Origin of the sequence: Sphingomonas glacialis, from assembly GCF_014653575.1 — a bacterium.
GTDB lineage: Bacteria > Pseudomonadota > Alphaproteobacteria > Sphingomonadales > Sphingomonadaceae > Sphingomonas > Sphingomonas glacialis.
Map to the genome: position 1 here is coordinate 100611 of NZ_BNAQ01000001.1, position 13765 is coordinate 114375.

14 protein-coding genes are annotated in these 13765 nt (G+C 68.2%); 8 read left to right on the forward strand and 6 right to left on the reverse strand.

Annotated features, from left to right (window positions below):
• From ilvD to IE187_RS00450, 4 genes are read left to right on the forward strand one after another with little or no spacing between them, the layout of a single operon-like run.
• Positions 1 to 1722 carry a dihydroxy-acid dehydratase gene (ilvD, locus tag IE187_RS00435; RefSeq protein WP_189674661.1) on the forward strand — a complete coding sequence of 574 codons (1722 nt, stop codon included), beginning with the start codon at positions 1 to 3 and terminating at the stop codon, positions 1720 to 1722.
• Complete coding sequence (locus IE187_RS00440) at positions 1709 to 2110, forward strand: hypothetical protein (protein ID WP_308435265.1); 402 nt, start codon at positions 1709 to 1711, stop codon at positions 2108 to 2110. The genes ilvD and IE187_RS00440 overlap by 14 nt, the downstream gene beginning before the upstream one ends.
• Positions 2107 to 3531 (forward strand): NAD(P)H-hydrate dehydratase, encoded by a 1425-nt coding sequence (locus IE187_RS00445; RefSeq protein ID WP_189674663.1) that lies wholly within the window; start codon positions 2107 to 2109, stop codon positions 3529 to 3531. The genes IE187_RS00440 and IE187_RS00445 overlap by 4 nt, the downstream gene beginning before the upstream one ends.
• Positions 3528 to 4712 (forward strand): class I SAM-dependent RNA methyltransferase, encoded by a 1185-nt coding sequence (locus tag IE187_RS00450; protein WP_189674664.1) that lies wholly within the window; start codon positions 3528 to 3530, stop codon positions 4710 to 4712. The genes IE187_RS00445 and IE187_RS00450 overlap by 4 nt, the downstream gene beginning before the upstream one ends.
• Here the strand turns inward: IE187_RS00450 and truA are convergent.
• A complete protein-coding gene (gene truA / locus IE187_RS00455) occupies positions 4703 to 5443 on the reverse strand; it encodes a tRNA pseudouridine(38-40) synthase TruA (RefSeq protein ID WP_189674665.1) in 741 nt (246 codons plus the stop codon). The genes IE187_RS00450 and truA overlap by 10 nt on opposite strands.
• Entirely contained in the window at positions 5440 to 6402 is a 963-nt protein-coding gene (gene fmt / locus IE187_RS00460) for a methionyl-tRNA formyltransferase (protein WP_189674666.1), read from the reverse strand. Before fmt ends, truA begins: the two co-directional genes overlap by 4 nt.
• Positions 6403 to 6539: 137 nt before the next feature.
• Here fmt and recR point away from each other — a divergent pair, with 137 nt between their 5' ends.
• Entirely contained in the window at positions 6540 to 7136 is a 597-nt protein-coding gene (gene recR / locus IE187_RS00465; RefSeq protein WP_189674667.1) for a recombination mediator RecR, read from the forward strand.
• A 291-nt stretch (positions 7137 to 7427) separates the two neighbouring features.
• A complete protein-coding gene (def, locus tag IE187_RS00470; RefSeq protein WP_133188106.1) occupies positions 7428 to 7958 on the forward strand; it encodes a peptide deformylase in 531 nt (176 codons plus the stop codon).
• A 118-nt stretch (positions 7959 to 8076) separates the two neighbouring features.
• Here the strand turns inward: def and IE187_RS00475 are convergent, their stop codons facing one another.
• Complete coding sequence (locus tag IE187_RS00475; protein ID WP_189674668.1) at positions 8077 to 9738, reverse strand: formate--tetrahydrofolate ligase; 1662 nt, start codon at positions 9736 to 9738, stop codon at positions 8077 to 8079.
• 152 nt (positions 9739 to 9890) lie between these two features.
• Between IE187_RS00475 and IE187_RS00480 the strand changes: the two genes are divergently transcribed.
• Both IE187_RS00480 and IE187_RS00485 read left to right on the forward strand, forming a co-directional pair.
• Complete coding sequence (locus IE187_RS00480; protein WP_189674669.1) at positions 9891 to 11435, forward strand: DNA recombination protein RmuC; 1545 nt, start codon at positions 9891 to 9893, stop codon at positions 11433 to 11435.
• Between the two features lie 23 nt (positions 11436 to 11458).
• On the forward strand, positions 11459 to 12151 hold the full coding sequence (locus IE187_RS00485) for a tetratricopeptide repeat protein (protein ID WP_189674670.1): 693 nt from the start codon (positions 11459 to 11461) through the stop codon (positions 12149 to 12151).
• Here the strand turns inward: IE187_RS00485 and IE187_RS00490 are convergent.
• The 3 genes from IE187_RS00490 to IE187_RS00500 form a co-directional block, all read right to left on the reverse strand.
• Positions 12148 to 12954, reverse strand: a complete 807-nt coding sequence (locus IE187_RS00490) for a TrmH family RNA methyltransferase (RefSeq protein ID WP_189674671.1) — start codon at positions 12952 to 12954, stop codon at positions 12148 to 12150. The two genes, IE187_RS00485 and IE187_RS00490, sit on opposite strands and share 4 nt — an antisense overlap.
• A gap of 131 nt (positions 12955 to 13085) precedes the next feature.
• Positions 13086 to 13358 (reverse strand): HPr family phosphocarrier protein, encoded by a 273-nt coding sequence (locus IE187_RS00495; RefSeq protein ID WP_133188116.1) that lies wholly within the window; start codon positions 13356 to 13358, stop codon positions 13086 to 13088.
• Positions 13358 to 13765: a PTS sugar transporter subunit IIA gene (locus IE187_RS00500; RefSeq protein WP_133188118.1), complete on the reverse strand. Its 408-nt coding sequence runs from the start codon at positions 13763 to 13765 to the stop codon at positions 13358 to 13360. The genes IE187_RS00495 and IE187_RS00500 overlap by 1 nt, the downstream gene beginning before the upstream one ends.

The following is a 13765-nucleotide window of genomic DNA, read 5'->3' on the forward strand; positions in this document are numbered from 1 at the left end:
ATGACTCGCACCTTCGACAAATCCAAGCTCCCCAGCCGCCATGTCTCCGTCGGCCCCGAGCGCGCCCCGCACCGCAGCTATTATTACGCGATGGGAATCGCCGAGGAGGATATCGCCAAGCCGTTCGTCGCGCTTGCCTCCGCCGGCAACAACTCCGCACCGTGCAACACCACGCTCGACGCGCAGGCCGATGCCGCGCAAGCCGGCGTCATCTCGGGCGGCGGAATGCCGCGGCGCTTCAACACGATCACCGTCACCGACGGCATCGCAATGGGGCATCAGGGGATGAAATCCTCGCTCGTCAGCCGCGAAGTGATCGCCGATTCGGTCGAGCTCTCGGTCCGCGGGCATTGCTACGACGCGCTGGTCGGCTTTGCCGGCTGCGACAAGTCGCTCCCCGGCATGATGATGGCGATGCTCCGCCTCAATATCCCGAGCATCTTCGTCTATGGCGGCTCGATCCTGCCGGGCAGCTATCACGGCAAGGACGTCACCGTCGTCGACGTGTTCGAGGCGGTCGGGCAATACGCCGCCGGCTCGTGCCCGCTGCAGGAACTGATCGAGCTCGAGAAGGTCGCGTGCCCCGGCCACGGCGCGTGCGGCGGCCAGTTCACCGCCAACACGATGGCGTGTGTCGGCGAGGCGATCGGCCTGTCGCTGCCCAATTCGAACATGATGCCCGCCCCCTATCGCGGCCGTGACGAGATCGCGCGCGCGGCGGGCGACCAGGTGATGGAGCTCGTCGCGCGGGGTATCCGCCCACGCGACATCTGCACGCGCGAGGCGTTCATCAACGCCGCGCGCGTCGTCGCGGCGACCGGCGGCTCGACCAACGCCGCGCTGCATCTGCCCGCAATGGCCAACGAAGCGGGGATCGACTTCGACCTGTTCGACGTGGCGGAAGCTTTCAAATCAACGCCTTACATCGCCGACCTCAAGCCCGGTGGTAAGTATGTGGCCAAGGACATGTACGAGGCCGGCGGTGTCTACATGCTGATGAAGACGATGCTCGCGGGCGGGTTCCTCGACGGCAATTGCCTGACCGTTACCGGCAAGACGCTCGGCGAGAATATCGATCAGGTCACCTGGAACCCCGACCAGAAGGTCATCTACGACGTCAAGGCGCCGCTCTCGGCGACCGGCGGCGTGGTGGGCCTGCGCGGTTCGCTCGCCCCCGACGGCGCGATCGTCAAGGTTGCGGGCATGCACCGGCTCCAGTTCACCGGCCCCGCGCGCGTGTTCGATTGCGAGGAAGAGTGCTTCGCCGCGGTCGAGGCGCGTTCGATCAACGAGGGCGAAGTGCTCGTGATCCGTTACGAAGGGCCCAAGGGCGGCCCCGGCATGCGCGAAATGCTGTCGACCACCGCCGCGCTCTACGGTCTCGGCATGGGCGAGAAGATCGCGCTGATCACCGACGGCCGTTTCTCCGGCGCGACGCGGGGTTTCTGCATCGGCCATGTCGGGCCCGAAGCCGCCGACGGCGGTCCGATCGCGCTGATCGAGGACGGCGATTCGATCCGGATCGACGCCGAGGCCGGCACGATCGATCTCGATGTCCCCGCCGATGTCCTCGCAGCGCGGAAAGCGGCGTGGCAGGCGCGCGTCAACGATTATCAATCAGGTGTGCTGTGGCGCTATGCCAAAACCGTCGGCCCGGCGTATAGGGGCGCGGTCACGCACCCAGGAGCCAGTGCCGAAACCCATGTCTATGCGGATATCTAGCGCAGCATTGCTGCTCCTCGCGCTCGCGGCTTGCGGCGAGCCGCAGACCGACAAGGCGACGCTCGCCAAGGTCGAGGCCGAGCAGCGCGCGCGCCAGGACGATAGCGGCAATATCGTCTGCGCGCAGCGCGGCTCGGGCGATTTCGCGCGCGTCTGCACGGTCGACCGTACGCAGAGCGCCGACGGGCTGGTGCTGACGCTGCGCCATCCCGACGGCACCTTCCACCGCTTGCTGGTGACGCGCGACGGCCGCGGCGTGATCGCCGCCGATGGCGCCGAGAAGGCCATGGTCAGCGTGATCGGCAGCGGCGAGATCGAAGTCGCGCTCGGCGGCGATCGCTATCGTTTGCCTGCAACGGTCAAGGGCAAGGCCGCCACGGCGTCATGATCCGAAGCGAGGGGCAGCCGATCGTCGGCGCGGCAGCGATGCGCGCCGTCGAGCAGCGCGCTGTCGATGCCGGCACGAGCGTCGAAGCGCTGATGGAGCGTGCCGGAGCGGCCGTCGCCGAAGCTGTGCGGCGGCTTGCAGGCGGCGCGCCAGTCCTGATGCTGTGCGGGCCGGGCAATAATGGCGGCGACGGTTATGTCGCGGCGCGGTTGCTCAGGGCGAACGGGCTCGACGTCCGATTGGCCGCGCTGAGCGATCCCAAAACCGAAGCGGCAAAGGCCGCGCGCGCCGGCTGGGACGGCCCGGTCGAGGATTTCGCGGCGCTCGCCCCCGACGCCAGCCACGGCGCGGTGCTGGTCGATGCCCTGTTCGGCACCGGCCTCACGCGACCGCTCGCGGCGGAGACGGCGGCGCTGCTCGCCACGCTGACCCGCCACGCGCATCTCGCGATCACCGTCGACGTGCCGAGCGGGGTCGATACCGATACCGGCGCGATACTCGGGGAAGCGGAGATCCCCCCCTTCGCGCTGACGCTGGCGCTCGGTGCCCTCAAGCCCGCGCATGTCCTGCAACCCTCTGCGGAAGTGTGCGGCGCGGTGCGCGTGCTCGATATCGGACTCGACGCGAGCGCGAGCCACGACTGGACGCTCGCGCGACCCAAGCTCGCGCAGCCGACCCCGGCGATGCACAAATATTCGCGCGGTCTCGTCGTTGTGATCGGCGGCGCGATGCCCGGCGCTGCCGCGCTCGCAGCAAGCGCCGCCATGCACGTCGGCGCCGGCTACACTGCGCTGCTCGGCGCGGCGCCCGACATGCCGCACGCGCTCGTCCAGCGCGCCTGGTCGCCCGAGGCATTGGCCGCAACGCTCGATGGCAAGAAGCATGAGACGACCGCGATCATCGTCGGCCCCGGGCTCGGCAAAGGCGCGGACGCCGCCGAAAAGCTCGAGCACGCGCTGGCGAGCGGCTATCGCCTCGTGATCGACGGCGACGCACTTCACCAACTCGACGACACAATGTTCGAACGGATCAAGGCGCGCGACGCCGACGCTCTCGTCGTGCTCACCCCGCATGCCGGCGAGTTCCGCGCCATCTTCGGCGCCTATACCGGCAGCAAGATCGACGCCGCCCGCGCCGCCGCCGCGCGCTCCGGCGGGATCGTCGTATTCAAGGGCCCCGACACCGTGATCGCCTATCCCGACGGCCGCACCCGCACCGCGACCAACGCCAATCCCTGGCTCTCGACCGCCGGCACTGGCGACGTCCTCGCCGGCACGATCGGCGCGATGCTCGCCAGCGACGCCCCGCACCCGGTCGAGGCGGGGGTCTGGCTCCACGCCGAAGCCGCGCGGCGGCTCGGCGCGGCCTTCCTCGCCGATGATCTGGCGGCAGAACTTTCCAAAGTAAGGGGCGCCCTGTGAGCGACGTCATCGTTCGAGTAGCGGCCCGCGGCGACGGCATCACCGCCGATGGCCGTCACGCCGCCTATGCCGCGCCTGGCGATACGCTGACCGCCGACAATGTCGTCGTGCCCGGCCCGCACCATCAGACCCCGCCATGCCGCCACTTCCCCGTCTGCGGCGGGTGCCAGCTCCAGCATCTCGACGATGCGAGCTACGCCGATTTCCTCACCGACCGCATCACCGGCGCGCTCGCCGCGCAAGGGTTGACCGCCCCGATCCGCCCACCCGCGCTTTCCCCCTCGCATACTCGCCGCCGCGCGACTCTGCATGCCGAGGCGAAGGGCGGGGGGCTCCAGCTCGGTTTCAGCGAGCAGGCGAGCCACGCGATCGTCGACCTGCGCGAATGCTGGATCCTGACGCCGACGCTGTTCGCGCTCGTCGCCCCCTTGCGCAAACTGCTCGACCGCGCGCTGAAGGGCCGCGCGCGCGTCCATCTGACCGAGCTCGACCAGGGCATCGACGTGCTGATCGAAGGCACGATCGCCGATGGCCTCGCGATCGCCGAGGCGATCACCGCCTTCTGCGGCACGAACGGTGTCGCCCGCCTCGCGATCGACGACGGGATCGGGCCGGAGACGCGCTGGGAGCCCGAGGCGGTGACGATCACGCTCGGCGGTGTCGCGGTGCCGTTCCCCGCTGGCAGCTTCCTCCAAGCGACGCAGGAGGGCGAGGCGGCGCTCGTCGCGGCGGTCCGCGAAGCGATCGGCGATGCCAGGATCAGCGCCGATCTGTTCGCCGGGCTCGGCACCTTCGCGCTGTCGCTGCCGGGGAAGGTCTATGCCGCCGAGGCAGGACGCGACGCGATCTTCGCGCTCAAGGCGGGGGCGGCGCGAGCGGGACGGGCGGTGTTCGCCGAGCATCGCGACCTGTTCCGCCGCCCGCTGATCTCGGCCGAATGCGACCGCTTCACCGCGATCGTGCTCGATCCGCCGCGCGCCGGGGCGAAGGAGCAGATCGCGCAGCTGGCCGAATCGAAAGTGCCAGTAATCGCCTATGTCTCATGCAATCCCAGCAGCTTCGCCCGCGATGCTGAGATCCTGTCGAAAGGTGGCTACACGCTCGACTGGATCCAGCCGGTCGGCCAGTTCCGCTGGTCGACGCATGCCGAACTCGCCGCGCGGTTCAGCCGTCAGGGATAATCCGCGCGGAGGAAGTAGAGCCCGTCGGGCGGCGCATTGAGCCCGAGCCGGGTGCGGTCGCGCGCCTCGAGCGCTGCCGCCATGTCGTCGGGCGACCATTTCCCAAGCCCGACGAGCGACAGCGACCCGACCATCGAGCGCACCTGATGATGCAGGAACGAGCGCGCCGAGGCGAACACGCTGATCCGGTCCCCGTCCGCGACGACATCGAGCCGATCGAGCGTCCGCACCGGACTGTCGGCCTGGCAATGCGCCGCGCGAAAGGTGGTGAAGTCATGCCGCCCCACCAGATGCGCCGCCCCCTCGGCCATCGCCGCGGCATTGAGCGGCGCGGGAACGCGCCACGCCAGCCCGCGCTCGACCGTCAGTGGCGCGCGCCTCGTGACGATCCGGAATTCGTAATGCCGCCGGATACACGAAAAACGCGCGTGCCAGTCGTCGGGCACGACCTCGCAATCGACGATCGCGACCGGATCGGGACGGACCAGCGCGTTGAGCGCTTCCATAAGCCGGAACGGGGTGATCTCGCGCGCGACATCGACATGCGCGCGCATGCCCAGCGCATGGACACCGGCATCGGTCCGCCCCGCTGCCTGGACCGCGACGGTCTCGCCGGTGACGGCATGGACCGCGCGTTCGATCGAGGCCTGGACGCTCGCGCCATTGTCCTGCCGCTGCCAGCCGACGAACGGGCGCCCGTCATATTCGACCGTCAGCGCAAAGCGCGTCAAAGCTGCGTGCCCGCAGGGATCGCAAACCCGCGCAGCAGTTCGCCGGCGGTCATGACGCCACGCCCTGCGCGCTGGAGCAGCGTCGGCCGGATCGCGCCGTCGGCACAAGCGATGGTAAGGAACTCGTCCAGCACCACGCCGTCGCCCCGGCGTAGGCCGGGGCCGTCCGCTTGCTCGGATGCGTGCTCCATCGCGCGATCCCGGCCTTCGCCGGGATGACGATCAAGGTCGGCCGCCAGCACACGCACACGCTCGCCCGCAATTTCAAACCAGGCGCCTGGCGGATTGAACCCACGCACCTGCCGCTCGACCACAGCGGCGCTCTGGCTGAAATCGAGCCGCGCTTCGGCCTTGTCGATCTTGGCGGCATAGGTCACGCCGTCCTCGGGCTGTGGCACCGGCGGATAGCCGGCAAGGTCGGCGAGCACCGCCACCATCAACCGCGCGCCCATTGCGCTCAGCTCGTCGGTCAGCGCACCCGCCGTCTTGCCGTCGACCGGCGTCGCATCGCGCAACAGCACCGGCCCGGTATCGAGCCCGGCCTCCATCTGCATGATGCACACACCCGTGTCCGCATCGCCGCCAAGGATCGCCCGCTGGATCGGCGCCGCCCCGCGCCAGCGCGGCAGGAGCGAGGCGTGGACGTTGAGACACCCGCGCGCCGGCGCATCGAGCACCGCGCGCGGCAGGATCAGCCCGTACGCCGCGACCACCGCGATGTCCGCGCCAAAACCCGCAAACTCGGCCTGCGCTTCGGCGTCGCGCAGCGACACCGGCGTCCGCACCGTGATCCCCAGCGCCTCGGCGCGCGCCTGGACGGGCGAGGGTTTGAGCGCCTTGCCACGCCCGGCGCGTCGCGGCGGCTGGCTGTACGACGCGACGACGTCGTGCCCGGCATCGACCAGCGCCTGCAGCACCGGGACCGAGAAATCGGGCGTGCCCATGAAGAGTATCCGCATGCCCGCGCTTTGCGATCGGGGCTGCGCAAAGGCAAGTCCCGTCACCCGGAGCCAGCCGGGGGGCCGCTCGATCGACCCCGGCCTCCGCCGGGGCGACGGATAGTGACGAACGCCGTTCCGCCCCCTATCTCTAGGCGATGGCCTCTCCCGAAATCGAAGCACTCACGCAAGCGCTGTCCAAACTGCCCGGGCTCGGCCCGCGATCGGCACGGCGGGCGGTGCTGCATCTGCTCAAGAAGCGCGAGGGGGCGCTCGCGCCGCTGCTCAACGCTTTGATGGCGGTCGAGAAAAACCTTTCAAACTGCTCGATTTGCGGCAATATCGACACGACCAATCCGTGCGCCGTATGCGCCGACCCGCGCCGCGATGCGCGCGCGTTGTGCGTCGTCGAGGAAGTCGCCGATCTGTGGGCGCTCGATCGCTCGCGGCTGTTCCCGGGGCGCTTCCATGTGCTCGGCGGTCGGCTGTCCGCGCTCGAGGGCGTGCGGCCCGAGGATCTCGCGATCGAGTCGCTCGTGCGGCGGATCGCGGATGGCGGGATCGACGAGGTCGTGCTCGCGATGAATGCGACGCTCGAGGGCCAGACCACTGCGCATTACATCGCCGAACGGATCGAACGCTTCCCGATCCGCATCACCCAGCTCGCGCATGGCTTGCCGGTCGGGGGCGAGCTCGATTATCTCGACGAGGGCACTTTGGCGCAGGCCCTGCGTGCGCGGCGGCCGGTGGCTTAGCCAGCAACGCGGTCAAGAAGATGTGGTTCGCGCAGAGGCGCAGAAAACGCGGAGAAGAAGACAGGAGAGCGATCGGCGCGGAGAGCTGATTGCGCCGCGCGGCCGCCCGCGTCATCGCCAGCCGCAAAGACTGAGGCTGCCCGCTGCGGGGGCGATACCCCACACGCACGCCGCCTCCGCGTCCTCCGCGCCTCTGCGCGAACCAATCTTCTTCTGCTTTCGCGCCTTTGCGTGAATCCATTCCGCAGCTGAAACCTTGACGCGCCCCCCGACCTTTCCTAGCTCGCGGGAATGGCAGTCCTAGAAATCCTCGAAGTCCCGCACCCCGGCCTCCGCGCCGTCGCCAAGCCCGTCGAAACGGTGGACGACGCCGTGCGGAAAATCGTCGCCGACATGTTCGACACGATGTACGACGCCCGCGGCATCGGCCTCGCCGCGACGCAGGTCGCGATCGAGCAGCGCATCGTCGTGATCGATCTGCAGGAGACCGAAGGCGAGGGTGAAGACGCCAAGCCGGTCCGCAAGCCGCTCGTCTACATCAATCCCGAGCTGGTATCGGTGAGCGAGGAAACCTCGTTCTACAACGAAGGCTGCCTGTCGATCCCCGAGCAATATGCCGAGGTCGAGCGCCCCACCAGTTGCCGCGCCCGCTGGCTCGATGAGCAGGGTGCGGTCCAGGAGGGCGACCTTGACGGCCTGCTCGCGACCGCGCTGCAGCATGAGATCGACCATCTCAACGGCGTACTGTTCATCGACCACATCTCGAAGCTCAAGCGCGATATGCTGCTCAAGAAGCTGACTAAGATGCGCAAGGCGGCGTGATCGCCCACTCCCTCTTCCACTTGCGGGAGAGGGTGGCCGAGCGCAGTGAGGGCAGTAAGGGACGCGCGCGGCACGGCCCTCACCCCGACCGTCTCCCGCAAGCGGGAGAGGGAGAAGGCTAGAACAGCCCCTCGATCTCGCCCCCAGCCCCGAACCGGATCCCCTCCGCCGCCGGCACGCGCGGCAGGCCCGGCATCGTCATGATCTCTCCGCAGATTGCCACGACGAACCCCGCGCCTGCGCTGAGGCGCACCTCGCGCACCGGCACGACATGCCCGGTCGGCGCCCCCAGCTTGGCCGGGTCGGTCGAGAAGCTGTACTGCGTCTTGGCCATGCACACCGGCAGATGCCCGAACCCCGCCGCCTCGAACCGCGCGAGCTGCGCCAGCACCGACGGCTCGGCAACCGCTTCCTCGGCACGGTAGATCCGCGTCGCGACGGTGTTGATCTTGTCGAACAGCGACAGATCATCGGCATAAAGCGGTGCGAATTGTGACGGATGCTCGGCCAGCGCCGCGACCTTGTCGGCGAGCTCAACCGCGCCCGCGCCACCCTCGGCCCAATGCGAGCACAGCACCGCCTCGCAGCCCTGGTGCTCTGCGATTTCATGGATCACCGCGACTTCCTCGGGCGTATCACCGTCGAAGCGGTTGATCGCCACCACCACCGGCACCCCGAACGCGCGGACATTCTCGATATGCCGTGCGAGATTGACGCCACCGCGTCGCACCGCCTCGGCATCAGGCGCGCCGAGATCGGCCTTGGCGATACCGCCGTTCATCTTGAGCGCCCGCACGGTCGCGACGATCACCGCCGCAGCTGGCTTCAATCCCGCCTGGCGACACTTGATGTCGAAGAACTTCTCCGCCCCCAGATCCGCCCCGAACCCGGCCTCGGTCACGACGTAATCCGCCAGCCCCAAGGCAGCGCGCGTCGCGATCACCGAATTGCAACCATGCGCGATATTGGCGAACGGCCCGCCATGGACGAACGCGGGCGTGCCCTCGAGCGTCTGGACGAGGTTGGGCTTGATCGCCTGCGCGAGCAGCACCGCCATCGCACCATCGGCCTTGAGGTCGCGCGCCGTCACCGGCTGCTTCCCGCGCGTATAGGCGACGACGATTCGCCCGAGCCGCGCCTCGAGATCGTGGAGGTCGCTCGCGAGGCACAGGATCGCCATCACTTCCGAGGCGACGGTAATGTCGAACCCGCTCTCGCGCGGATACCCGTTGGCCGGCCCGCCGAGCGACTGCGCGATATCGCGCAAAGCGCGGTCGTTCATATCGAGCACGCGCCGCCACACGATCCGCCGCACGTCGATGTCGAGCGCATTGCCCCAATGGACATGGTTGTCGATCATCGCCGCGAGCAGATTGTGCGCCGAGGTGATCGCATGGAAATCGCCAGTGAAATGGAGGTTGATGTCCTCCATCGGCACGACTTGCGCATAGCCGCCGCCGGTCGCCCCGCCCTTGGTGCCGAAGCACGGGCCGAGCGACGGCTCGCGCAACGCGAGCATCGCCTTGCGCCCGGTGCGGTTGAGCGCGTCGGCGAGCCCCACCGACGTCGTCGATTTGCCTTCGCCCGCCGGGGTTGGGTTGATCGCGGTGACCAGGATCAGCTTGCCCTGATGCGCGGTCGCGGGAAGCGCGGCCAGATCGATCTTCGCCTTGTGATGGCCATACGGCTCGACCGCCTCGGGCGGGATCCCGGCTGCGGCGGCAATCGCGCCGATGGGTTGCAAAGTGGCGGCGCGCGAGATCGCGATATCGGTGAGCATACGACGGCCCTACCAAATCCCGCGCAAAAAGGGAGATGGAGAATGCTGCAGGCGAGGCGCCCTCGCGCGTCGCCATTCGGTCTGTCGCGCAACCATTTACCATCCCGATCGCGCAAGCTACGGGTTCGCAGAATGTTCCAGCGAGACCCACGATGACCGGATTGACGATAGCCCTGGTGGCGATAGCCGCGCTTCTGATCGGGCTCGCGCTCGGCTGGGTGTTCGGCAGCAAGCCGGTCGCCGCCGCGCGTGCCGATTCGGCCGCGCGCGAGGCGGATTTCAAACGCGCGATCGTCGATCTCGCCAGCGCCGAGGAACGCGCGCGTGCGGCCGACCAGCTCCGCGTCGAGCTCGCGACGATCCGCGACGAACGCGATGTCGCCCGGCTCGAGAACACCGCGCTCAAGACCCACACCGCGGCGTTCGAAAATCGTCTCGCCGACATGCAGGCCACCAGCGAAGCGCGCCAACGCGCCGAACGCGACACCTATGAGGGCCGCATCGCCGATATCCGGCAAGTCACTGCGGCGCGCGAGAAGATGGTGAGCGACGCGCACGCGACTCGCATCGCCGAACTGCTCCACGCCAAGGAATTGCTCGCGACGCAATTCGCCGAGGTTTCGAACAAGCTGCTGGCCGACGCGCAGAACGCCTTCCTCAAGCGCGCCGACGAACGCTTCCGCCAGTCGGAGGAGACCGCGGGCGCGAACCTCAAGTCGATGCTCCAGCCGGTCAGCGACCGCCTGCTGCGTTACGAGGAGGCCGTGACCAAGGTCGAGCTCGACCGCGTCAGCGCTTTCGACCAGTTGAAGGGCCAGATCGAGGGCCTCCGCGTCGGCCAGGAAAAGGTCTCGAGCGAGGCCGCCAAGCTCGTCAACTCGCTCCGCAACGCGCCCAAGTCGCGCGGGCGCTGGGGCGAGCAGCAATTGAAAAATGTGCTCGAAACCTGTGGCTTGTCCGAACACACCGATTTCCAGACCGAAGTCTCGGTCGCGAGTGGCGATGCCGACGAGCGGGCAGGGGGGCGGCTCCGCCCCGACGCAATCGTCAAGGTGCCTGGCGGGCGTGCGCTGGTGATCGACGCCAAGGTGTCGCTCAACGCTTACCAGGACGCATTCGGCGCGGTTGACGAGGAGGAACGCGCCAAGGGCCTCGCGCTCCACGCAGCCGCGATGCGCGCGCACGTCAACGGGCTCGGTAACAAAGCCTATTGGAGCCAGTTCGCCGACGCGCCCGACTACGTCATCATGTTCGTGCCCGGCGAGCATTTCCTCTCCGCCGCGCTCGAGCAGGACCCGACGCTGTGGGACTTCGCGTTCGAAAAGCGCGTGCTGTTGGCAACGCCGACCAACCTCATCGCGATCGCCCGCACCGTCGCGGCGGTATGGCGTCAGGAGCGGCTGGCGAAGGAAGCTGCCGAGATCGGCCGGCTCGGCAAGGAAATGCACGACCGGCTCGCCAAGGTGGCCGACGATCTGCGCAAGGTCGGCGCCGGGCTCAACAGTGCGGTCAACAATTTCAACAGCTTCTCGAACTCTTTTAACGGCCGATTGATGGTGACGGGCCGCAAGTTCCGCGACCTCAACATCGAGACCGGCGCGCGCGAGCTCGAGGATGTGTCACCGGTCGAAGCGCTCGCACGCTATGACGAGACTTCGAAGCTCTTGACGCATGCCGAGGAAAAGGCGTCAGAATAGGCCTCACTGAGCGGGGACGGCGGATGAGCGGCACAGCGTGGATGGCACTGGCGCTGCTGATTGGCGCGCCGACCGCTGGTGGGGCCGCGTCCCCCGATATCGATGCGGCGCAGAAGGAAGCCATCGACACCGCGTCGCGCGCCGTGCTCGACGGCCATCCTGAGGCGGCGCTTGCCCGGATCGAGCCGGTGATCGCAGCCTATCAATCGACATATTCGGGCGAGACTCGCAAGATCTATTGCGGCATGTCGACCGCGCAGACGCTCGCCTATATGGCGCTCGCCGCGTCCGAGAAACACGACGCGGTCGCGTTCGGCCCGGGCTATTGCACTGCGTTATACGTCAAAGGGTTCGCGCTGGTCGATCTCAAGCGCCTGCCCGAAGCGCGCGCCGTATACGAGCGCGTCGTCGCGCTCGCCCCGATGCACGCGCACTTCCTGACCGAACTCGGCCAGACCTACCGGCCCGATCGCAACTGGCCCAAGATGCTCGATCTGTGCACCAGGGCGGCGGGGCTCGCCGATCTCGCGCCGCCCGACGCGGTTGCGAGCGAGCACGGCTTTGCCTGGCGCTGCATGGGCTATGCGCTGACCGAACAGGGCAAGCTCGACGAGTCCGAGGCGCTCTATCGCAAATGCCTCGAGCTCGACCCCAACGACGCCAAGGCGAAGAGCGAGCTCAGCTATATCGCAGACCAGCGCCGCAAAAAGACCTAGCCGCGCCTTGCCTGCTGCCCGAGCACCTCATACGCCATCACCGCAGTCGCGACCGCGGCGTTGAGGCTGTCGGCCTTGCCGAGCATCGGGATCTTGACCAGCAGGTCGCACTGCGCGGCATACGCGTCGGGCATGCCCTGCGCCTCGTTGCCGGTGAGCAGAAAGGTTGGCGCCTGATACTGCGCCGAGCGATAATCGACGCTGGTATCGAGACTCAGGCCGACGAGCTGCCCCGGCCCGCTGCGCAGCCAAGGCAGGAACGCGCTCCACTCGCACTGGACGACGGGCACGGTGAACAGCGCCCCCATGCTCGCGCGCACCGCCTCGACCGAAAAGGGGTCGACGCATTCGCCGATCAGGATCAGCCCGCCAGCCCCGACCGCGTCGCCGGTGCGCAGGATCGTACCGAGATTGCCCGGATCGCGCAGCCGCTCGGCGACCAGCCAGATCCCCGCGGCGCCGCGGTCGAGCGTGTCGAGCGCGTGCGCGAATTCGGCGAAGACGCCGACCACCGCCTGCGGGTTGTCCTTGCCCGAGAGCTTGGAGAGAATGTCGGGGACGGTCTCGATCGCCTCGCCACCCGCGGCTTCGACCGCTTCGACCAGCGCGAGCACGAGCGGATGTGCCGCGCTGTCGCGGGCGAAGAAGAGATAGTGCGGGATACGCCCGGCCTCGCGCGCCTCGGTGAGGATGCGCAGGCCTTCCGCCAGGAATAGCCCTTCCTCGCGGCGATGGCGTTTCTCGCGCAAGCTGCGGATGCGCTTGATCAGCGGGTTGGAATAAGCGGTGATCTCGCGGGGCATCATCTTCTTCTTACTCCCCTCCCGCTTGCGGGAGGGGCTGGGGGTGGGCACCCGACATGTACGGTAGCTGACGCTGACAGCGCGTGCCCACCCCCTACCCCTCCCGCAAGCGGGAGGGGGGAAGGGGTGGCTCAATCCTCGCCGAACTTCGCCTCGACCAGCGCGCACAGCGCGCCGACCGCAGTCTCGGCATGCTCGCCCTCGGCCGAAATCGAGATCGTGTCGCCCATCGCCGCGCCGAGCATCATCAGCCCCATGATCGAGGTGCCCGTCACCGACCCGGCGCCATCCTTCTCGACCTGCAGCTCGCACGGCTGCGAGGCGGCGAGCGTGACGAACTTGGCGCTCGCCCGCGCATGCAGCCCGCGCTTGTTGGTAATCAACACCGAACGCTTGACCGACATCAGGCGGCCGCCTCGCCGAGAACCTCGGAGGCGACCGAAATATACTTCCGCCCCGCCTCGCGCGCGGCGGCGACGGCATCGACGATCTTCATTTTCTTGCGCGCCGATTCGAGCCGGATCAGCATCGGCAGGTTGATGCCGGCGATCACTTCGATCCGCCCGCGCTCCATCAGCGAAATCGCGAGGTTCGACGGCGTCCCACCGAACAGGTCGGTCAGCAGGATCACCCCGCGCCCGGTATCGACGCGACCGATCGCCTCGGCGATGTCGTTGCGGCGCGCCTCCATATCGTCCTCGGGGCCGATATTGACCGTGGCGACATGCTCCTGCTTGCCGACCACATGCTCCATCGCCGTCACGAACTCATCGGCCAAACGGCCGTGGGTCACGAGAACCAGTCCGATCAT

Bases quoted from the DNA above. Each gene is read 5' to 3' on its own strand.
- ilvD (WP_189674661.1), top strand. From the start codon at position 1: ATGACTCGCACCTTCGACAAATCCAAGCTCCCCAGCCGCCATGTCTCC.
- IE187_RS00440 (WP_308435265.1), top strand. From the start codon at position 1,709: ATGCGGATATCTAGCGCAGCATTGCTGCTCCTCGCGCTCGCGGCTTGC.
- IE187_RS00445 (WP_189674663.1), top strand. From the start codon at position 2,107: ATGATCCGAAGCGAGGGGCAGCCGATCGTCGGCGCGGCAGCGATGCGC.
- fmt (WP_189674666.1), bottom strand. From the start codon at position 6,402: ATGCGGATACTCTTCATGGGCACGCCCGATTTCTCGGTCCCGGTGCTG.
- recR (WP_189674667.1), top strand. From the start codon at position 6,540: ATGGCCTCTCCCGAAATCGAAGCACTCACGCAAGCGCTGTCCAAACTG.
- def (WP_133188106.1), top strand. From the start codon at position 7,428: ATGGCAGTCCTAGAAATCCTCGAAGTCCCGCACCCCGGCCTCCGCGCC.
- IE187_RS00475 (WP_189674668.1), bottom strand. From the start codon at position 9,738: ATGCTCACCGATATCGCGATCTCGCGCGCCGCCACTTTGCAACCCATC.
- IE187_RS00480 (WP_189674669.1), top strand. From the start codon at position 9,891: ATGACCGGATTGACGATAGCCCTGGTGGCGATAGCCGCGCTTCTGATC.
- IE187_RS00485 (WP_189674670.1), top strand. From the start codon at position 11,459: ATGAGCGGCACAGCGTGGATGGCACTGGCGCTGCTGATTGGCGCGCCG.
- IE187_RS00490 (WP_189674671.1), bottom strand. From the start codon at position 12,954: ATGCCCCGCGAGATCACCGCTTATTCCAACCCGCTGATCAAGCGCATC.
- IE187_RS00495 (WP_133188116.1), bottom strand. From the start codon at position 13,358: ATGTCGGTCAAGCGTTCGGTGTTGATTACCAACAAGCGCGGGCTGCAT.
- IE187_RS00500 (WP_133188118.1), bottom strand. From the start codon at position 13,765: ATGATCGGACTGGTTCTCGTGACCCACGGCCGTTTGGCCGATGAGTTC.